The organism is Caballeronia mineralivorans PML1(12) (assembly GCF_001028175.1).
Lineage (GTDB): Bacteria > Pseudomonadota > Gammaproteobacteria > Burkholderiales > Burkholderiaceae > Caballeronia > Caballeronia mineralivorans.
On record NZ_AEJF01000116.1, the window covers coordinates 108832 to 129070 of the forward strand.

A 20239-nucleotide genomic window follows, 5' to 3' on the forward strand; every position below is an offset into this window, starting at 1 on the left:
TTTTTCCAGTCGGTAGAAGCGGAATTTGATTTAGGAATATCCTGCAACCTCTATAAGGATTTCCTGACAAGCCAGGCACGCCATTCAACTTCCTTACTCCGTCACCAGACCGTGCCTGACCGCGTACCGAATGACTTCGGAATTGTTGTTAAGTCCGAGCTTCTGCATAAGCCGCATCTTATGCGTGCTGATGGTTTTTGCGCTAAGCGACAACGCATCGGCAATGTCGTTGATGCTGTTGCCGGCCGCCAGCATTTGCAGCACCTGGAACTCGCGATCCGAGAGGATTTCGTGCGGAGGCCCGTCGCTTGAAGGCGAGTCGAAAACAATCGCATCGACCAGTTTAGGATCGATGAACCGCCCCCCCGCCGCCAGCTTGCGGATAGCAGCCAGCAGGACCTCGAGGTCGCTGTCCTTGGTCACGTAGCCCGTCGCACCCGCGCGCAACGCCCGCGACACCACCTGCCCCTCGTTGTGAATGCTCAGCACCAGGATCGGCAACGTGGGCTGCTCAGCCCGCACGCGCCGGATCAAATCCACGCCGCTAATGCCGGGCATGGTCATATCGAGCAATAGCAGATCCACGTGGCAAGCACGCAGCTTGTCGACGACTTCGGACCCGTGCGCCGCTTCACCGACCACCGCAATGTCGGTGGTCGTGGCAACGATCTGCTTCAGGCCGCTTCTTACGATTGCGTGGTCATCCGCTATAAAAATACTGATCATCGTTCCCGTCCGCCATCCAGCGGTAAATTGATTGAAACCATGGTTCCGGCTCCTGGTGCACTGTCGATCTGCAACGTCCCTCCAATCAGGCGGGCTCGCTCGCTCATGCCGAGCAAACCGTAGGAATAGGCGCCTTGCGCCGACTCCGGATCGAAGCCCTGCCCGTCGTCGCTCACCCGCAAATCGAGCGCCACGTCGCTGCTGACAAGCGTCACAGCCACGCGAGACGCGCCGGCATGCCGCGATACATTCGTGAGCGACTCCTGGACGATACGGAACACGGCCGTCGCATGGGCGTCGGCAAGACTGGGTTCGCCGCCTCGAACCACCAGTTGGCAAGGCATGCCGTTACGCCGGCTGAAGTCTTCCGCAAGCCACTCCAGGGCCGACACAATACCGAAGTTGAGCGCCGCCGGTCTCAAGTGGCTCGCAACGTTGCGTACCATCCAGATGGTTTTCTCGACCAGCTCCCGGATGTCGTCGATCTTCCGGGTGGCTTCCGCGTCCGGGACTACGCGCATCTTGAGCAGCGCGACATCCATTTTTAGCGCGGTGAGCAACTGACCCAGCTCGTCGTGAATCTCCAATGCTATGCGACGCCGCTCCTCTTCGCGGATCGCCTCCAGGTAGGCCGACAACTCGCGCAACTGCTCGCGCGATGCAAGCAGTTCCTCCTCGGTACGCTTGCGCTCGGTGATGTCCTGGACAGTGCCAACGATACCCCACGACTGCCCGTCTCTCGCATCCACGAGTTCTGCCTGAAGCCGTACGATGCGCGTGGTTCCATCCGGGCCCACGATGCGATGGTCAATGCCGAACGGTTGCCCTTTGGAGAGCAATACACGCATCGCACGCCTGACAACGGCATGGTCGTCGGGATGGACCACTGCGAGATAAGCGCTATAACACGGCTTGGCGACCGACGCTTCGAGACCGAGAATACGGTAGAGCTCGGACGACCAGTGCGTGATGCCACCATCTCGATCCCACGCCCAGTCGCCGAGCCGGGCAAGGCGCTGGGCGTTGGCGAGGCTCGCTTCGCTCGCTCGCAGTTTCTCGTCGGCTTTCCTGCGCGCGGTGACGTCGTAGAGTCCCACGTAGATAGCAGGGATGTCGCCGTAGGTAGCCACGCGCGCGTTCGCCACGGCCCAGAACGAGGTCCCGTCAGGTCGCCTGAAACGCAACTCCGCGTTGCGCAAATTTCCCTCGTCGCGCAGATGATGCACTAACTCGTCGCGCTCTTGGGGCGAAGCATAAAAGTCGATGATGTTACTAACGGAAGACCGCGTTGCGTCGAGCGCAAAGAGTTCACGCAGCGGCTGGTTCATGTACAGGATGTCGCCTTCCGGCATGGACGTGATGCACAGCGGCACCGGACTGGTCTCGACAATCGCGCGAAACCGCGCCTCGCTTTCCTTCAGCCGCGCCTCCACACCTCTGCGCTCGACAATCTCCAGATTGAGGCTGACATTGGCCCGCGCCAGCTCCTCGGTGCGTTGCGCGACCCGCGCCTCGAGTTCGTCTCGTGCATCGCATAACGCTTGTTGCGTTTTTTCGCGCGCGGCAATTTCATGCTGCAACTGCATGTTCCGCGTCACGAGTTGCTGCTGCAAGGTGCGCAATGCCAGATGCGTGCCAATGCGCGCCACGACTTCGTCAACCCGGATCGGCTTGGTCACGTAGTCGACGCCGCCCGCCGCAAGCCCTTCGACCACGTCGGCAGCCGCCGACATCGACGTCATGAAGATCACCGGAATGTCGCTGGTATCGCTATTCGATTTAAGCCGGCGGCAAGTCTCGTAGCCGTCTATGCCGGGCATCTTGACGTCCAGCAGGATGAGATCGGGCTGCGAGAACGCCGCGCGCTCCAGCGCCTCCAGACCGTCCAGCGCCACGAGCACGCGAAACCCCTGGCCCTCGAGGCTCTCCACCACGACGCTCAGATTGGCAGGCGTGTCGTCCACGATCAAAACCGCGGGAGGCTCCATGGTTGCCGCTGCAATGTCGATAGCGGTCTCGCTCATGACGCGTGTCCCCCTTCAAGATGTTGTTCGACGAATTGCACGAGAGCCTTGGTCCGATAGTTTTTTGCGAGTGTGCGTAATTCAGCGGCGAACGCGCTATAACGCTCGTCGAGCATCGTAATGCGTTCCGCCCACAGCATGATTTCGCGCATGTTGCCCTGACGTGCAAGCCGATGCAGGTTCTCCATCTCGTGAGAAGGCACGGCCGGGCACGGCGTCACCGACGTGGGCTCCACCAGCGCGTCGCCAAGCGGCGCGTAAGTCCAGGTCAGTTTCAGCAGTCCCGCAATCTGCGTCAGCAGCGTGTCGAGGTGGATGGGTTTCGCCACGAACGCGTCTGCGCCGGCAGTCAGGCTGCGCTGTTCATCGCCACCCGACGGACTTGCCGAGATCGCGATGATCGGCACATTTGCAAGGTCCGGCAGAAGCCGCAAGCGCCGCATGGTTTCGAGTCCGTCCATCTCCCGCATCACGATGTCGGTCAGGACCAGCGACGGACGCTTCAACCGGGCTTTCTCCAGCGCTTCCGGGCCGCTGGCGGCTTCAATCATCTCGAAGCCGATCTGGCCCAGCATGTCGACCACCACCGCGCGGTTGGTCGGCACGTCGTCAATCACCAGCACACTCATGCGCGGTCCTGCGTAGCCGGTCACCACCCACGCGGCATGAGTGACTGCCGACACGGACGGTACCGGAACTGCCTCCAGGTCGAACCAGAAGGTGCTGCCCTCGCCTTTGCGGCTCTCGACCAGGATGTCGCTTCCCATCGAACGCATGAGCTGCCGGCTGATGCCAAGGCCAAGCCCCGCTCCGCCACGATGCCGCTGTTCGACGCCGGTTTGTTCGAACGGTTCGAAGATCAGCTCCCGTTGCGTTTCGCCAATGCCGATTCCCGTATCTTCGACCGTGAAGCGGACCCGGCCGTCGAGCAACAGCGCCACGCGCAGGCTCACGTGGCCGGAGTCGGTGAACTTCACCGCGTTCGCCAGCAGGTTGAGCAGTACCTGGCGCAGCCGCCGCTCGTCAGCACGCACGGCATTCGGCACGTCGGGTGCTGCGTCGCACACAAAAACAAGCTGCTTTTGTTCGGCCTTCACACCGATGATTTCCCTGATGTCGCCAAGAAGACCGGGGAGCGGCACCGCCACGATATCGAAGGGCATTTTGCCTGCCTCGATCTTAGCAATATCGAGAATGTCGTTGATCAGCGCCAGCAGATGCTCGCCACTGCGCTGGATCACGCCGAGCCCGTCACGCTGCCGCTCGCTAAGCGCCCGGTCGCGGCCCAGGACTTGCGCATACCCCAGAATGCCGTTCAGCGGCGTACGCAGTTCGTGGCTCATGTTGGCGAGGAATTCGGATTTCGCCCGGTTGGCCGCCTCGGCGGTGCGCCGGGCTTCGCGCCCCTCGGTAGCTTCCCGCTCGTCGTTATAAGCGCAATGAAGGCGAGCGCACATGGCGTCGAATGCGGCCACTACGCGCTCCAGTTCGTCCGGCCGGCGTGGACGCCTGCGTTGCAGCGTAAAGGCTTCCGGCGCCTGCCGGAAGTCATAACTTTCAACGCGTCGCGCCACCGTGGCGAGGTGGCGCGTGACGAGTCGCGAGAAAATGTAGATGGTGAACAGGGACACGAGAAACGTATTGGCGCCCTGGCTTAGTAGGATCACTAGTGCCGTCCTGAACAGTTCGTTATACAGGTTCGCGAGTGTTGCCTCCACGCGCAGCGTGCCGATCGCCTCCTCGTGCCCTTGAATACGGTAGACGATCGGAAAACTGCGCACGATGACCGGGCCATTCGGGTGAGTTCCGGCGGCGACCACCATGGAACTGTCGCTGGCAATCACCTCCGTGACTTCGGCTAGCCGGATGTCCGGCAGATGGAGGATGCCTTCGAGCTGGAGTTCGAGCTGCGGCCGGTCCAGCCGCCAGAGCGCTTCGCCCAGGCTGCCGCGATAACTTCCATCGATCTCCGCAAGCCGGCTTTCAATGAGCATCACTCCCCGGTTGTAATCGCGATACAGTTGAAGCGCCGTCAGCGTCAACGTGACCGTGCAACTGAACAGAAAGACTGTAGCGAGCAGCCGCATCACGACACTGCTGCGGTGGCGGCCAACCAGGTCACACAGTCCGCCAAACGTGTTGAGCGCCATATTTCCTCAGACCAGCCTTTGTTCTTGACTCGCCTATTCTGCGCTCTCTAAAAGGGCGGCGGTCTAACGACGTGCTAACAAGAGGAACTTAAGGGACTCGCCGGCTGTCGCGGCAATCAGGCGACGCCGTCAAGCTTGCCGGCGTTCCGTGGTTGGGAGAAAAGCGTGCGTATTGTCCTCATGGGATGGCTAGCCGTGCTCGCGATGACCTCGACGGTGTGCGCGCAGGATATCGTGAAACCCCTAAAATCCGAGGAATACCTCGTCCGCTACGCGTATGCGTTCGAATTGCTCACCGAAGTGCTGCGGCGGACAACGCCGAAATACGGCCCTTACATCGAGCGTGCCTATACGGACGACATCTCCGTTGCGCGCTCGCATCTGGAAGCGATCAAGGGAAAACGGATCAACATCATGATCAGCGACGTGGGCCACAAGGACTTGGACGAGGGCATGATTCCAATCCCGTTTCCCATCGACAAAGGTTTGCTTGGCTACCGTGTAGCGCTGATTTCAAAGGACAGTCAGGAGAAAATTGCCCAGGTCGGGACGCTGGATCAATTCCGCGCACTTTCGGTCGGCCAGGGTGCGTTATGGGGCGATGTTCGCGTATACGAGTACAACCGCGTCCCGGTGAGAACCGCCGAGACCTATGACTCTTTATTTCTCATGCTGACGCATGGGCGCTTCGACATGTTTCCGCGTGGCGTAACCGAGGCGCCCGGAGAGCTTGCCGCCTACCGCGGACTTTATCCCGAACTCGCGATCGAGCAGCATCTGCTAATTAAATATGCGTTTGCACAATGCTTCTACGTCAGCAAATCCGATCCGCGTCTGGCGACCCGCATCAACGACGGCCTGGAACAAATGGAGCGCGACGGCAGCTTTGACGCCTTCTTCAACCGCCATTTCGCGAGGCAACTATCCGAACTCAGGCTAAATACGCGAACCATCATTGAGCTCAAGAACCCGTTCCTGCCGCCGTGGGTTCCCTATGCCCGCAAGGAGCTATGGTTCGATCCTGCAAAGGCGCAGTAACTTCGCAATCAGAAGGCATGCCTGATCCCGACAATGCCGACAAACTGCGACGGTCCCGAAGAGGGCGATGTGTTCTGCGAGTCGCCGACCACAGCTACCGCGTCCACGATGCTCGTGCCAGTCGTGCCCACCGCGACAAGCGCCTTGCCCTGCGCGCGCTGATAAGCCTGGAGCGCGTATATCGTCGTGCGCTTCGACAAACCGTAGGTTTCTTCCAGCGATATCTGATGATAGCGAGCCGGATCGCTCACGCCATTGGACTTGCTTGCCCGCGTGTAGCTGTACCCAGCCCCAACAATCGCTGCAGGAGTGAGGCGGTACGTCGATATGACGCCGTAGGTGTTGAACACGGCTTCGCTCGCGAAGAGCGAGCCCGAGCCCGGCGCGTACTGCACGTTCGAATAGTTGACGCCGACCATCAGGTCGTTGAAGTTGTAGCGCGCCGCTGCGGCGATCAGCTGCGCGCTCCGGGCAGACGCATAGCCATTATTCACGGGCGAATTAATGGCAAAGGCGCCGAGCGCCGGGCTCGTCACAATGTCCTTCAGCTTGACGTAACCGGCGGCAGCGGCAAAATCCTTGTAGTCGTAGCGCAGCGCAGCACTGAAATTGCTCCCGTTGGCAACGCTTCCCGGTACGCCGCCCAGACCGTATTGCGCGCTGAATTGCAGACCCGCCAAATTCTGCGATGCATAGGTAATCGAATTGTTGAAGCGCAAGGTCGTGTCGAGTGCGTCGAGATCGCCCGGGTGTGCACCGGTCGCGCCTGTGAGCACGCCGGTGGGACCCAGGCCACCGACCATGGTGAAGTACGGCGTGTACTGACGGCCAAGCGTGAACGTACCATACGTATCGTTGCTCAAGCCGACGTACGCTTGCCGATTGAAGATCAGACCGGCGCTGCTCTGCGCGCCGTTCAGCGAATTGAAACCGCTCTCGAGACGAAAGATGGCCTTCGTACCGCTACCGAGATCTTCGGAGCCAAGGAATCCGAACTTACTCGCTTGCAGATTGCCTTGGCTCATGTAGAAATTCGAATGCCCGCGCTGATTGCTGGCATAGGAGAAGGCATTGTCGACTACGCCGTACAGCGTCACGCTCGTCTGTGCCAAAGCATCTGCGGAAAACGTCACGCCGGAAAGCGGGACGCAAGAGAAGATCACCGCGCGTACGATCGTGCGTTTTTGCTTGTTCATTGTGCATTGCCTCTTGAAGGATAAACACGTTGTCGACGGGGTCATCCCCGAGGGACCCGGACAGTCAGACGGCGCCAGCCGCCCCACGTTTTCTCAGCTACCAGTTCGACGTCTGCGCACGCGACCGGACGCGTCTCGCTAGCCGGTATCAGCACCGGCACATGCGATTGTTCTCGCGGCATCCGCCCTTCTCGTGCGATGGAAAGATGCAGGGTCTGCGCAGTCGACTCGATCGATACGTTCCATCGCCCCTGCTCGCCGGTGCGCCACGCTTCGCTTTCGCCGTCGTCTTCAACACAGCCGCCGCGCGCGACGCCCTCACCCGAAAATGGCACGACGATGAAGGCGCGCTCATCGGCGGGACATGCGAAGTGTTGTTCAGCCACATTCATCGCGATCACGCCGCCTTCACGAATCAGCATGACGGGTTGATCGAAAGGCGCAGGCAAGCGGATGGTCTCGCCGCCTTCGAATGCTTCTCCGCTCCAGTACGAGACCCAGCGCGAGCCGGCGGGCAGATAGACTTCGCGCGTCGTCTGGCCGGCTTCGACGACCGGTGCAACCAGCAGAGAAGCGCCTAGCATCATGTCGTCGCCATCGGCGAGGCAGTTCGGGTCGCAGGGAAACTCCGCGAAGAGCGGGCGCAGCACCGGTTCATAGGCGCTATGCGACTGCCACAGCAACTCGTAGAGATAGGGAATCAGGCGATACCGCAGCTTGATCAGATCAGATACCTGACGCGTGAAGTCCGGGTACATCCATGGCTCGTTCACGCTGCCGTCGTCGTTCCATGAGTGGATACTGAAACGCGGCAAAAAGATGCCGAACGCCACCCAGCGCACGAACAGTTCCGGCTCTGGCGCAGGCCCTGAAAACCCGCCAATGTCATGCCCTGTGTTCGACACGCCCGACATCGCGAGACCCAGGCCCATCTTCAGGTTGTAGCGCAATGTTTCCCAGGACGTGTAGTTGTCGCCCGACCACGTCTGTACGTATCGATGCATGCCAACGCCACCAGAGCGCGACACCAGAAACGGGCGCTTGGCCGGTGCGTGTTCGCGCTGTGCGTCTCTTGATGCCCGCATCATCAACTGGGTTTGCAGCACCTTCGCCTGTTGCGCCGGACATGACTTGCCGAAGCCATGCGCAATGGCGTCCGGCGTCCAGATCTCGAACTCGTTGTTGTCGTTCCAGGTGGCGGCTACCCCGTATTGCAGCAAGCTGTCCTTTACCCGCGTTTTCCACCAGTCGATGGTCGCGGGATTCGTGAAGTCGAGGTACGCACCAACCTCGTCCCAGAACTGAACCCACGCAGGACTGCCGCCGCGGGCGCGAATGAGGAGCCCGGCTTCATCGACTTCCTTGAAGGCCGGGTGGTCCTGCAGCAGGCATGGTTTGATGTTGGCGCACAGCCGCACGCCATGTTCGAGATAGCCGTTGACGAAAGCGCCGATGTCCGGAAATTTGTCGCGATTCCAGTTGAAAACGTAGCGTTTCGCGCCTATCGACGTGTAGCCCGAGGACAGATGAAACGAGTCGCACAGAACGTCGTGCTCGCCACACCGCTCGATGAATTCGCCCATGCGCTCCTGTGCATCGGGTGCGTCGGTATAACTCATCGTCGAGCCGGAATAACCGAGCCCCCACTTTGGCATCCACGCCGGGCGCCCCGTCAACCACGTAAAGCGCCGCACGGCCGAAAGCGGCGTGCCGGGGGACGCGATGAAGTAGTAATCGAGGTCTCCGTGTTCGGCAATGAAATGCCGATAGGCGCCGTGGTAATTGTCCAGCTCGCGGCCCATGTCGAAACGGCAGTCGGCGAGGGTGTCGTAGAACAGGCCAAATCCCGTGGCCGTTTCCGGCTGCCATGTCACATAGAAAGGGATGTGTTTATAGAGAGGATCTGTCGTGCGGGCGCTGTAGCCCATCGCGTCGATGTTGCGCATCTCGTAGCTCTGGTTCGCGCGGTCAAGCGATCCGGCGCGCTCACCGAGTCCGATATACAACTCGCCGCGCTGGCGCTCGACATAGTGATAGACCCGTGAATCCCACCAGCCGAAGTTGTACGCCTGGGTTCGGCGATCGCTCAAGACGCGATGCCACGTCCCGTCCTTGAGTACTTCCCACGAACAGAATCCTCCGTCGTGCTCGACAGTAAGACGGATGCAGGCAGTTTCAACGACAAGCCGCTGCGCTGCGTTCACTACCGTGTAGTGCGTTTCACTGAAGCCGCTCATGTCGCGGCGCTCGCGGCCTTCAACTGGCGTGTCTTCCATGCCGGGCGCAATCGCCCAGGTGCGGGGTCCGCAAAGTTCGCCCTCGGGCAGCACGAGCACGCGAATAATGTCGTCGGCGAGGACGAACAGTTCGATTCCGCATCCTGTGTCCGCCGTCAATTCGAGGTGGTTACCGGCATGACCGGAAAGCGCAAAGCGAGGTCGAATGTTGAGTGTTGCCATGTCACACCTTTGACGTTGGGTTAAACGGCGGTGCTCGTGCCGTGATCGCCGGGTAGTTGACGGGATTCGCGTGTGTAACCGCGCATCAGGATCACCAGCAGCGTCACACCGATCAGGTCGAATGCGCCCAGTGCGGCAAACAGCGGTTTATAGCCAATCGTGTCGGCCAGCGCGCCGACGAGCAGAGAGAATCCAAGCCCGCCGATCCACGCCGCCATACCGGCGAAGCCGCTGGCCGTCCCGACTTCGCCCGGTTTGAAGACGTCCGCGCTCAGGGTATTGACGAGCGCCGAGATCATCTGGTGAGCGAAGCCGCCCACGCAGAACAGCGCGATGGCCTGATAGGGAGAAGCGACCCATCCGATGCAAGCCGGCCCGATCATCATGAATGCGCCGAGCGCTACGCCGGCAATGCGCGACCAGATCAGCGGTACGCGCAGATGCTTCATCAGGAACGGAGAAAGGTAACCTCCGAACAAACCACCCATATCGGCCGCGAGGAAGGGCAGCCACGCGAACAGGGCGATCTCCTTGAGGTCCATGTGGCGTTCGGTGACCAGGTAAAGCGGGATCCAGAAACTGAAGGTCTGCCAGGCCGGCTCCGCGAAGAAGCGCGCTTGAGCGATTGCCCAGAAGCGGCGTGTGCCGAGCACTTCCTTGATGCCGTGCTTGCCCGGACCAACGATGCTCGTCTGCCCGCCGATGATCGTGTTGCGCTCCTTGTCCGAGATCCGTGCGTGGTCGGCGGGCGATCGATAGAACAGGTACCACATCGCAGCCCAGACGAACCCTAACGCGCCGGTCACCGCAAACGCGCTCTGCCAGCCATAGCGAAGCGAGAGGAAGATCACCAGGGGCGGCGCAAACAGCGAACCCAGCGACGTGCCCGCGTTGAAGTAGCCGACCGCAACGGACTTCTCCTTGTTAGGAAACCACTCGGCGACCACCTTCATGCCCGCCGGAATCGCCACGGCCTCCGATAAGCCCATTAGCCCGCGAAATGCCGCCAGTGAGACCCAACTGCCGGCGAAGCCATGCAGGCAACCCACCAGGGACCACAGGCAGGCGAACAGAGCGAATCCAATTCGAAGGCCGATCAGATCGATGACCAGGCCGCACACCGGCTGCATGATCGTGTAGCCGACCTGGAACGCCGCGACGACATACGAGTATTGCTGCGTGCTCATGTGCAACAGCGTCTTCAACTGCGGGGCCAGCACCCCCAACGCGTTGCGCGACAGATAGTTGACGATCGTGCCTAAACACACGAGGGCGATAATCCACCAGCGCAAGCCAGCAATTGTTCTCACTTCTGTCTCCTTCCGTTTGGTGTGGCTAACACCTTGGCGCCGGTCGGGCGTGGCCGTCATGTGCGAATTCGAACATCGATGCAATTTTCTTATCGGTCATCGTATCAGTTGAGTTTGCGCTTTAAATTGGGGAAAACCATATATTTCGAGGCTTTTTTCGAGGTTTTCACGCGATCACTGGGCTATCATCGACAACTGTTATCTGACAACTTATCATAAAAATGTTCATTTTTATTTTCGTTTATAGTGTTTTCTTCGTTTGTGCAACGCACTCGTGCGGATCAGACGAGCAGAGGTCGCTGTCACGTTAACGAGGTGGTTGTGCAGGCTGAACCGATGAGGAAAGCTAAGAAGTGTGCGTTCGCCCAATGCTTCCACATAGGCAGATCCGATCCGCGCCTTGCAACGCGCATGAACAACGATCAGGAACAAATGGAGTGCGACGGCAGCAAGGAGCTATGGTTCGATCCTGCAAAGGCGCAGTAACTTCGACGTAGCCCATGCGCGGTCCCGGCCCTGACGATCAACCGCGTAGTGTTCCGGCGCATGCACCTGCAGGTCTTTAATGCGTTCTTCTAATTCGACCAGCAGTTTTGTTTGTTCTTCGTTCAACGCGCCGCCATGCGATTTCCGAAGCTCGCCCAGGGTATTGGAGAGTTGTCTTAGCGCGGCCGGTTCAACGCTTATCAGCGGCCAGCACTGCAGCAGGAACGTCAAGGAGGTGATGTTCCTGGTTTCGCACCACGCGTCGAACAAGCGCGAGCAGATGCCCTCGATTTGTCCAACGGCAGCTCCATGGTTGAAAAGATCGGCACTCATCGCAGCTTGGCGGAGACGGAGTTTTGAGTAAGTTGATCGTAGAACACGACCCAATGTTTATAAATCGGGAAACCCTCGAAATTCGCTAAGAAAGCGCTGTTCTCCCTCTAAGGGATTCCTGACCTCGCCGTCGGCGCCCTTCCGGTAAAACCCAGGTAGCTCTGCAACGCGCCGAGTTGATCATTACCCCATGTTATGGGTGCTCAAACAATTGCGGCATTGCCACCTAAAAAATGGCCCCCTATATTTTCCCCATGCCAGCCGTGCAAGTCTTGTCTTGCAGTGCAACAGCAAGCGCTTACGCGTTCGAACCCGAACGAGCACCAAGGCTTGCAGCAGACATTACATTGATCGCGCGTCAGACCTGGCACTTCAGTCAAGCCGCATGCGACTCCATGATCCGCAGCCGAATCATTCAACCACCCAGGACCGCCGTCGATGAGAACCCTGTCGCTTCGCCCCGTCGCACTGTCGCTGCTAATCGGTCTTGCCTCATCCGGACCGGTGTTTGCCGCCGGACAAATAACCTTCGTGTCGCAAGGCGGTACTTATCAGGAAGCTCAGACCAAGGCTATTCTGGATCCCGCAGCAAAGCTGCTCGGCATCACAGTCAACCAGGACAGCATTCCGGACGCATGGCCGGCCATCAAGGCGCAGGGCGCGACCGGCAAACCGATCTGGGACGTAGTGGATACCCCAACATCGAACTGTCTGCGCGGCGGCCGCGAAGGCTTGCTGGAAAAGCTGGATTTTTCCAAGCTGCCGAACGCAGCCGCCATGCCGGAGAAGTACCGCACGCCTTATTCAGTCGCTTACGAGTTCTATTCGACGGTGATCGGCTACAACAAGAAGTCGCTCAAGAAAGTGCCGCAGAGCTGGGCCGATTTCTGGAACGTGAAGGCGTTCCCCGGCACGCGCGCGCTTCGTAACGACCCGCAAACGGTGCTCGAAGCCGCCTTGCTCGCCGACGGCGTGGCGCGTGACAAGCTCTATCCGCTGGACGTCGACCGGGCCTTCAAGAAACTCGAGCAGATCAAGCCGGATGTCACCGTATGGTGGACGTCGGGAGGCCAGTCGGCGCAACTGCTGCACGACGGCGAAGTGGACATGGAGATGATCTGGAACGGTCGCGCAAGCGCCGTGAAGAAGGACAATCCGGATATTGCCTTTACCTACAACGACGGCATCCTGCAAAACACGCAGTTGTGCATCCTGAAGAACGCGCCGAACCTGCCGACGGCTATCCAGTTCGTGAACGCGGCGGTGTCTCCTGAATTGCAGGCTAACCTGCCGCTTTATATCGACTATGGTCCGGGTAATCCGGCTGCGTTCAAGACCGGCAAGATCACCGAGAAGCGTGCGAGCGAATTGCCAAGCTCGCCGGAGAACGCAGCCAAGCAAGCGTTGATGTCCGAGGAGTGGTGGGCGTCCGAACCGGGTATTCAGGCCAAAGCGCGGTGGCTCAAGTTCATTCAGTGAACAACCGCTTTGTTGAAGCATATGGCTGACTGCCTGCGCCCGGGAAAATGTCATCCTCCCGGGCGTTCATGCACCTTCTCTGCTGTGACACTCTCTTAAGCAGAACGTGATCGACTACCTCATTCTCGGCGGTGGATCGGCTGGATGCGTACTTGCTGCCCGCTTGTCCGAAGACGCCGGCAAGAGCGTTTGCCTGATTGAAGCCGGCGGCCCCATTTCCGCGGCCAACATGCCCGCCGCCATCCGCAGCCGCTATCCCGGCCGCGCGTATCTGGACGCTGACAACATATGGAAACGACTCACGGCAAGGATGAGCCTTGCGGCTCAGCCACGCCGTTATGAGCAGGCTCGCATCCTCGGCGGCGGCTCGGCCATCAACGCGCTGATGGCGAATCGCGGCGCCCCCGCTGACTATGACGAATGGGAAACGCTCGGCGCGCACGGCTGGAACTGGACCACTTGCCTGCCCTACTTTCGCAAGCTCGAAACAGATACGGACTTCGGCGGCGAACTGCATGGCGAGACCGGACCCGTCCGCATCGAACGCACCAGGTGGCCGCGCATATCGCCGTTCGTACGAGCTGTGCTGGCTACGCTGGACCGTCGCGGCCATGCCCGGTTCGATGATCAAAACGGACCGTGGCAAGACGGCACCTTCGTTGGCGCCATTGCGGTAAGCGCCGAAGGCGAACGGATTCCGACCTCCATCTGCTATCTCACCGACGCCGTCCGCCAGCGCCCGAACCTGACAATCAGGACCGACGTCCTGGTGGACCGCGTACTGTTCGACAGCACCAGAGCGATCGGCGCGCGCCTCGCTTCGGGCGGGGACCTGCACGCCGCTCAGGTGATCCTGTGCGCGGGCGCAATCCATAGCCCCGCGATATTGCTGCGCAGCGGCATCGGTCCAGCAGATAACCTCGCTGCACTGCACATTCCTCTGGTCGCGGCCCGGCCCGGCGTGGGCGGCAATCTGATGGAGCATCCGTCTATTGCCGTCTCCACCTTCCTGCCCAAATCCGCGCGCACGCCCTTCCCCGATGAGCATCACGAGCAGGCCATCGTGCGCTTTTCGTCGGGTCTGCCGAATACCGTTCAAGGCGACATGCACGGCGCGATCCTGTCGCGTTCGGGATGGCATTCCATAGGGTATCGGCTGGGGACGATCTTCTTCTGGGTCAACAAATCGTACTCACGCGGGCGGGTCACGCTGACGTCGGCGAGTCCGCTCGAGGAACCTGCCGTCGAGTTCAACATGCTCTCCGATCCGCGCGATCTCGAGCGCCTGAAGATCGCTGTTCGCTTCGGCGCGCAGACGCTCGCGGACCCTTCGATGGCAGGTCATCGCAGCACGATTTTCCCGTCGAGTTATTCGCCACGAGTTGCCAAGGTGGCGGTGCCGGGAACCGCGAACGCGATCCAGCGCGGGGGGTTGAGCGTGATACTGGATTGGGCCGGGCCGTTGCGACAAACCCTGATTCACCGGCTGGTGACGCAAGGAATATCCATAACCGGCCTGCTCGACGACGACCACGCCATGACGCAGTTCGTCACGCGTTCGGTCGGCGGCACGTGGCACCCTTCGGGAACATGCAGGATGGGCGCTGCTGATGACCCGGCCGCCGTCACGGACGCATCGGGCGCCGTCTACGGTGTGCAGAACCTGCGGGTCTGCGATGCCTCGCTGATGCCCTCCATTCCGTGCGCGAACACGAACATCCCGACCATCATGATCGCCGAGCGGATCGCCGACATGATCCGCTCGGAGGCTCGTCAGGCACCGTAACCGACAATGCCCTTGACCTCGAGAAATGCCTCGAGTCCCCATTCGCCGTACTCGCGGCCATTGCCCGATTGCTTATAACCGCCGAACGGCGCGCCTGCGTCCCATGCGGGATAGTTGAGATGGACGCTGCCCGCGCGCAACCGGCGCGCCACGCGCCGGGCGCGTTCGATGTCGCCGGATTGCACATAGGCGGCGAGCCCGAACACGCTGTCGTTGGCCATGGCGATGGCATCGTCCTCGTCGCGGTACGGCAGGATAGACAGCACCGGGCCGAAGATTTCATCGCGTGCGATGGTCATGTCCGGGGTCACGCCGGCAAACACCGTCGGCCGAATGAAGTAGCCGCGCGTCAGCCCATCGGGCCTGCCGGGTCCGCCCGTTACCACGCGAGCGCCCTCGTCCATGCCGGTTTCGATCAAGCGCTGGATGCGCTCGAACTGCAACGCGCTGACCACCGGTCCAAGGGTCGTGCCGGCTGCATCGGCGGGACCCACTACATGGGCTTCGGCCGCACGGCGAGCGATTGCCACCGCTTCTTCGTGCCGCGCCGCCGGCACGAACATGCGCGTGGGTGCATTGCACGACTGGCCGCTATTGCCGAAACATGCATTCACCCCGGCGGTCACGGCGGCGTCGAGATCGGCGTCGTCGAGAATCAGGTTCGCCGACTTGCCGCCCAGCTCCTGATGCACTCGCTTGACCGTCGGCGCGGCCAGCCTGGCGACTTCGATGCCCGCGCGGGTCGAGCCGGTGAACGACACCATGTCCACATCGGGATGACTGCACAACGCGGCGCCGACGGTCGGGCCGTCGCCGTTCACTAGATTGAATACCCCCGGCGGGACGCCAGCTGCGTCGAGTACCTCGGCGAACAGAAGCGCGTTCAACGGCGACACTTCGCTGGGCTTGAGCACCATCGTACAACCGGCTGCTATCGCCGGGGCGACCTTGCAGACAATCTGATTGATCGGCCAGTTCCACGGCGTGATCAGCGCTACGACGCCGATCGGCTCATGCGTGATGAGCGTCGTGCCTTTCTTTCGCTGCCAGGTAAACGCCTCGCAGGTCCGGATCAGTTCCTTGAGATGCCGCGTGCCGAGTCCGGCCTGCCAGCCGTGTGCCAACGCGCGCGGCGCGCCTATTTCACGCGAGATGAGCTGCGCCATCTCGTCGTAGCGTTCGCTGTACGCTTCCAGGATCTTGCGGATCAGCGCAAGCCGTTCCTCCGGCGTGGTCAGAGCGAACGACGCGAACGCCTTGCGTGCCGCGGCGACCGCGCGATCGACATCGGCGGGCGTGCCCATCGCAATCTCGGCGAAGGCTTCTTCGGTGGAAGGATCAATGACGGGCAGACGTGCCTGTCCCGCTGGCGCGACCCACTCGCCGCCGATATAAAACTGCAATTCGTGGCTCATTGCGTGCTCCGGTTATGAATTGTTCAGACGCGTGCGGATGACTTGCGGCTCACCACCACGATCATCACGAGGCACAGCGTCAGGGCAGTCAGCATCGTACTGATCGCGGCGATGGTCGGATCGATCTCGTCGCGCAAGGTGACGAACATGCGCCGCGTGAGGGTCTGGTTCGTGCCACCTGAAACAAACAGCGCCACCACCGTTTCGTCCAGCGCCTGGATGAATACAAACACCGCGCCGGAGATCACGCTCGACTTGATCTGCGGCAGCGTGACCGTCATGAAACTGCGCAGGCGGTTCATGCCAAGACTACGCGCAACCATCTCCTGGGTGGGATCGAAGGTGCGCAAATCTGCGCCTACGGAAATAAGCACATAAGGCAGACCCAACATGGTGTCCGCGATAATCAAGCCGCCCAGGGTATTCACGTATCCCATTTGCGAGTACACGAAAAACACGCCGACCGCGACAATGATGATGGGCACCATCAGCGGCAACATGAGCACGGTACGCAGATAACGCATGCTGCGGTGCGTGCCGTTCTGGATCGCATACGCGGCGGCCACACCGAGCGGCGTGGCGATCAGTGCGGCACAGGTCGAGGCAATCAACGTGGTCCGCGCTGCATCGATCCACGCTGGATTGCTGAAGAACGCGTGATACCAGCGCAGGGAGTAGCCGGGTGGCGGGAAAGTCATGAACCGCGTGTCGGAGAACGACAGCGGCACGACGATCAGGATCGGCACCATCAGGAACACGAGGATCAGCACGACCGCGAAGCCGAGGACGATGCGGCCGAACGAGAGTGGTTTCATTTCGTTCATTCCATTCGTTCCATTCGTTCCGTTCATTTCGCGCCCAGGGTTTTTTCGAGCGGAACCACGCGGCTCGCGGCGTAGAAGATGCCGAACACGCAAACCAGCAACACGACGCTGACCGCGCTCGCCGCGCCCCAGCTATTGTAGATCTCGACATTGCGGCTCACGATCATGGACACCATGACCGACTTGCCGCCGCCCATCAGTTCGGGCGTGATGTAGAAGCCGAGACACAGGATGAATACAAGCGTGACACCCGCGATGACCCCGCTCATCGATAACGGCAGGAACACGCGCGCAAACACGTGCAGCGGCGAACCGCCGAGACTTGCGCCGGCTTGCGAGAGGTTCTGTGGAATTTTCTGCATCGCCGAATAGAGCGGCAGCACCATGAACGGCAACAGGATATGCACCATGGCAACGACGGTACCGAGTTGGTTGTACGCGAGTTGCAACGGATGATCGATGAGACCGGTCGCCATCAGCGCCTTGTTGATCACGCCGGTGCGCTGCAACAAGACGAGCCAGGCGTAAGTCCGCACCAGCACGCTGGTCCAGAACGGCAGGATGACCATGCCAAGTATCAGCGCGCTGAACCTGGGTGACACGGACGCCGCGAAATAAGCCACCGGGTAACCCAGCAACAAGGTCACGATGGTTACGATCACGCTGAGTTTGAAGGTGAGCAGGAATGTGTCGAGGTACACGCCGGTAAATATTCGCCGGTAGTTCTCGAACGTGAACCCGTGGTTCCAGATGGACTGCCACGAAAGCCATGCAAGCGGCACGACCAGCAGCAACACGATCACCAGCAGCGCGGGCGTCATCAACAGCAGCATCGTGCGATCTTCGCGCCGTTGATAAAGCAAGGAAGGATCGGCTGGCGAAGTCTGCATTGCAGTCTGTCCTTGAATAGTCCGGGTGGCGCTTCGCATCATGCACCTACGGCATCGAGGAATTGATACCACGCGGCCACCAGGCGAACGCCCGGTGCACGCAGCGAATGGAACGGCACAGGGTTCAGGCCAGGCGCCGCAAGCAGCGAAAGCTCCGGCTTGTCGCCGAGTGCAAGAGCCGCCGCATGCTGCCCAAGCAAACTAGCCATTGCTACCCCCGCCCCGTTATAACCGAGACAAAAAGTCGTTGTGTCGTCACTGCGGCCCACATGCGGCAGCGAGTTGAACGTCATGCCGACATAACCCGACCATCCATACTCTACGCGCACGCCGGCCAGATCCGGAAACAGCGCGACCATGGCCTGCTGCAGTGCGTCGAAGCCGTTCGTCTGCCCTTCCTTGCCGAACGCGTCGCGTCCGCCGAACAACATGCGGCCATCGACTTTGCGAAACCACTTCATCATGCGCCGCGTCTCTGTATAGCTGCGGCGCTCGACCATCAGACGGGCATCGAGTTCGGCCGGCAGACGTTCCGTTGCGATCATTGCACTGCGGAACGGCACCAGCTCGCGCTGATAAGCCGAGGTTGCGGGCGTCAGGTTCGAATAGGCGTTGGTGCCGACTATCACCTGCTTCGTGCGGACCGTACCGTTCGGTGTGCGCAAGGTCACGCCACCGTTGCCGCTTGAGCGGCTCATGTGGAGCACAGGTGTCGATTCGTAGAGTTCTACCTTGCGCCGCGTGAGGCCGGCCGCCAGTCCACGCACGTATTCCAGCGGCAGGATGGTGCCGGCGTCAGCGCTCAGCACGCCGCCGACAAACGCCTTCGATCCCGTTTCATGCTCGACCTCGGCACGCGATTGAACGGTCATCGTGGTGTCGCCGAGTTGTTGCTTCACCCACTCCGCCTCGGCGCGAATCGACGCGAATGCGCGTTCTGTATGAGCGCAGCGGAGACTGCCGGTGTGTTCGAAACGTGCGCGGCCAAGTTTAAATTCATCGATGAACTGTTCGACCACCCGCACGCCATCGTGCGCGAGCCGGTGCATCGTCTTCGCGGTTTCAAGACCGTGCAGGCGTTCGATGGCAGGAAACGACAAGCGAAACTTCGACGACACCACGCCACCGTTGCGTCCGCTCGCGCCCCAGCCGACCGGATTGGCGTCGAGCACGACCGCATGCACGCCCCGCTTTTGCAACGCGTACGCCGCCGACAACCCCGAGTAGCCCGCGCCGATCACCGCCACGTCCACGATGAGATCGCGATCGAGCGGCGCACCCGTGCTCACGGGTGCTTCTGCTGAAGGCTCGGCACCCGCCATGGCAATCCATAGCGACGACGCGCCCGGTCGAGTCACCGGCTGCTTCATGTAGCGCGCGCTTCGGCTTCCACGGCGTCGGCAAGTGCGGCGAGCGTCGGGAAGTTGAACGTTGGCATGATGACGGCGTTCGGCGTCGGCGTCGCGCCAAAACCCTTCATTCCTTGACGACGTTCGATCCAGCAGGTCGCATAACCGAGTTCGGTCGCGACGCCAATGTCGTGATACTGGCTTTGCGCCGTATGCAGGATCTCGCCGAACTTATAACCGAACGCCGCTTGACGGCCGCGGTTGTACGCAAAGAATTGCGGGTCCGGCTTGGCGACGCCGGTTTCATCGGCGCATACTGTGTCGTCGAACGGATCGCCCAGCGTGTGCGCGTAAGCCGACAACGCCACGCGATCCGCGTTTGTCATGGCGACCAGCCGATAGTGCTTGCGCAGCCGCTTGAGCGCCGCCACCGAGTCTTCGAATGCGGGCCAGTCGAGCACGTCGCGCTGGAACGCAGCGGCGGTCTCGTCGTCCGCGCGCAGGCCGAGTTCGGCGGCGAGCGACTTGTACACGTTGGCCATCTCTACGCTGGAACGGCCGGGAAACGTCGCACGGCCGCGCATGTAGGGCTCGAAGATCTGGTCGTCAGTGAGATCCTTCGCCGCCGCGCCGCCCAGACGGCGCACCGACGCGAGCACGCCGCGCTCGAAGTTGATGAGCGTGCCGACCACGTCGAACGTCAATACCTTGAAATCCTTGAGCTTCATGATTCGTAATCCTCTATAGTCCATTTGAAATGTTGGCGGTATTGCC

General features: G+C 60.8%; 15 protein-coding genes. 3 read left to right on the forward strand and 12 right to left on the reverse strand.

Going from position 1 to position 20239, the window contains the following annotated elements; all coding sequences use genetic code 11:
• Nucleotides 1–93 precede the first annotated feature (93 nt).
• Genes EOS_RS18485 through EOS_RS18495 form a run of 3 tightly spaced genes read right to left on the reverse strand, consistent with a single transcriptional unit; the run spans nucleotide 94 to nucleotide 4900 of the window.
• Nucleotides 94–726 (reverse strand): response regulator, encoded by a 633-nt coding sequence (locus tag EOS_RS18485; protein WP_047848106.1) that lies wholly within the window; start codon nucleotides 724–726, stop codon nucleotides 94–96.
• Nucleotides 723–2750, reverse strand: a complete 2028-nt coding sequence (locus EOS_RS18490; protein WP_047848107.1) for a hybrid sensor histidine kinase/response regulator — start codon at nucleotides 2748–2750, stop codon at nucleotides 723–725. Before EOS_RS18490 ends, EOS_RS18485 begins: the two co-directional genes overlap by 4 nt.
• Nucleotides 2747–4900 (reverse strand): ATP-binding protein, encoded by a 2154-nt coding sequence (locus tag EOS_RS18495; RefSeq protein WP_047848108.1) that lies wholly within the window; start codon nucleotides 4898–4900, stop codon nucleotides 2747–2749. Before EOS_RS18495 ends, EOS_RS18490 begins: the two co-directional genes overlap by 4 nt.
• Nucleotides 4901–5035: 135 nt before the next feature.
• Between EOS_RS18495 and EOS_RS18500 the strand changes: the two genes are divergently transcribed.
• Entirely contained in the window at nucleotides 5036–5938 is a 903-nt protein-coding gene (locus tag EOS_RS18500) for a type 2 periplasmic-binding domain-containing protein (protein ID WP_152693143.1), read from the forward strand.
• Nucleotides 5939–5946: 8 nt separating this feature from the next.
• Here EOS_RS18500 and EOS_RS18505 read toward each other — a convergent pair whose 3' ends face one another.
• The 4 genes from EOS_RS18505 to EOS_RS18520 form a co-directional block, all read right to left on the reverse strand.
• Nucleotides 5947–7134, reverse strand: a complete 1188-nt coding sequence (locus EOS_RS18505) for a porin (RefSeq protein ID WP_047848109.1) — start codon at nucleotides 7132–7134, stop codon at nucleotides 5947–5949.
• 41 nt (nucleotides 7135–7175) lie between these two features.
• Complete coding sequence (locus EOS_RS18510) at nucleotides 7176–9593, reverse strand: glycoside hydrolase family 31 protein (protein WP_047848110.1); 2418 nt, start codon at nucleotides 9591–9593, stop codon at nucleotides 7176–7178.
• 20 nt (nucleotides 9594–9613) lie between these two features.
• Nucleotides 9614–10903 (reverse strand): MFS transporter, encoded by a 1290-nt coding sequence (locus EOS_RS18515; protein ID WP_167348963.1) that lies wholly within the window; start codon nucleotides 10901–10903, stop codon nucleotides 9614–9616.
• A gap of 456 nt (nucleotides 10904–11359) precedes the next feature.
• The gene (locus EOS_RS18520; protein ID WP_063779094.1) at nucleotides 11360–11722 is read right to left on the reverse strand and encodes a hypothetical protein; all 363 of its coding nucleotides are present in this window, start codon (nucleotides 11720–11722) and stop codon (nucleotides 11360–11362) included.
• Nucleotides 11723–12160: 438 nt separating this feature from the next.
• Between EOS_RS18520 and EOS_RS18525 the strand changes: the two genes are divergently transcribed.
• Together EOS_RS18525 and EOS_RS18530 are read left to right on the forward strand one after the other, a co-directional pair.
• A complete protein-coding gene (locus EOS_RS18525; protein ID WP_047848112.1) occupies nucleotides 12161–13201 on the forward strand; it encodes an ABC transporter substrate-binding protein in 1041 nt (346 codons plus the stop codon).
• A 106-nt stretch (nucleotides 13202–13307) separates the two neighbouring features.
• The gene (locus EOS_RS18530) at nucleotides 13308–14987 is read left to right on the forward strand and encodes a GMC family oxidoreductase (protein ID WP_047848113.1); all 1680 of its coding nucleotides are present in this window, start codon (nucleotides 13308–13310) and stop codon (nucleotides 14985–14987) included.
• Here EOS_RS18530 and EOS_RS18535 read toward each other — a convergent pair.
• The 5 genes from EOS_RS18535 to EOS_RS18555 are packed head-to-tail and all read right to left on the reverse strand — an operon-like array spanning nucleotide 14975 to nucleotide 20193.
• The gene (locus EOS_RS18535) at nucleotides 14975–16402 is read right to left on the reverse strand and encodes an aldehyde dehydrogenase family protein (protein ID WP_047848114.1); all 1428 of its coding nucleotides are present in this window, start codon (nucleotides 16400–16402) and stop codon (nucleotides 14975–14977) included. The two genes, EOS_RS18530 and EOS_RS18535, sit on opposite strands and share 13 nt — an antisense overlap.
• Before the next feature lie 23 nt (nucleotides 16403–16425).
• Nucleotides 16426–17217 carry an ABC transporter permease gene (locus tag EOS_RS18540; protein ID WP_047848157.1) on the reverse strand — a complete coding sequence of 264 codons (792 nt, stop codon included), beginning with the start codon at nucleotides 17215–17217 and terminating at the stop codon, nucleotides 16426–16428.
• A gap of 32 nt (nucleotides 17218–17249) precedes the next feature.
• Nucleotides 17250–18116, reverse strand: a complete 867-nt coding sequence (locus EOS_RS18545) for an ABC transporter permease (protein WP_087881966.1) — start codon at nucleotides 18114–18116, stop codon at nucleotides 17250–17252.
• A gap of 38 nt (nucleotides 18117–18154) precedes the next feature.
• Nucleotides 18155–19486, reverse strand: a complete 1332-nt coding sequence (locus tag EOS_RS18550; RefSeq protein WP_047848116.1) for an NAD(P)/FAD-dependent oxidoreductase — start codon at nucleotides 19484–19486, stop codon at nucleotides 18155–18157.
• Nucleotides 19483–20193, reverse strand: coding sequence for an HAD-IA family hydrolase (locus tag EOS_RS18555; RefSeq protein ID WP_047848117.1), 711 nt, complete (start codon nucleotides 20191–20193; stop codon nucleotides 19483–19485). Before EOS_RS18555 ends, EOS_RS18550 begins: the two co-directional genes overlap by 4 nt.
• Between the last annotated feature and the right edge of the window lie 46 nt (nucleotides 20194–20239).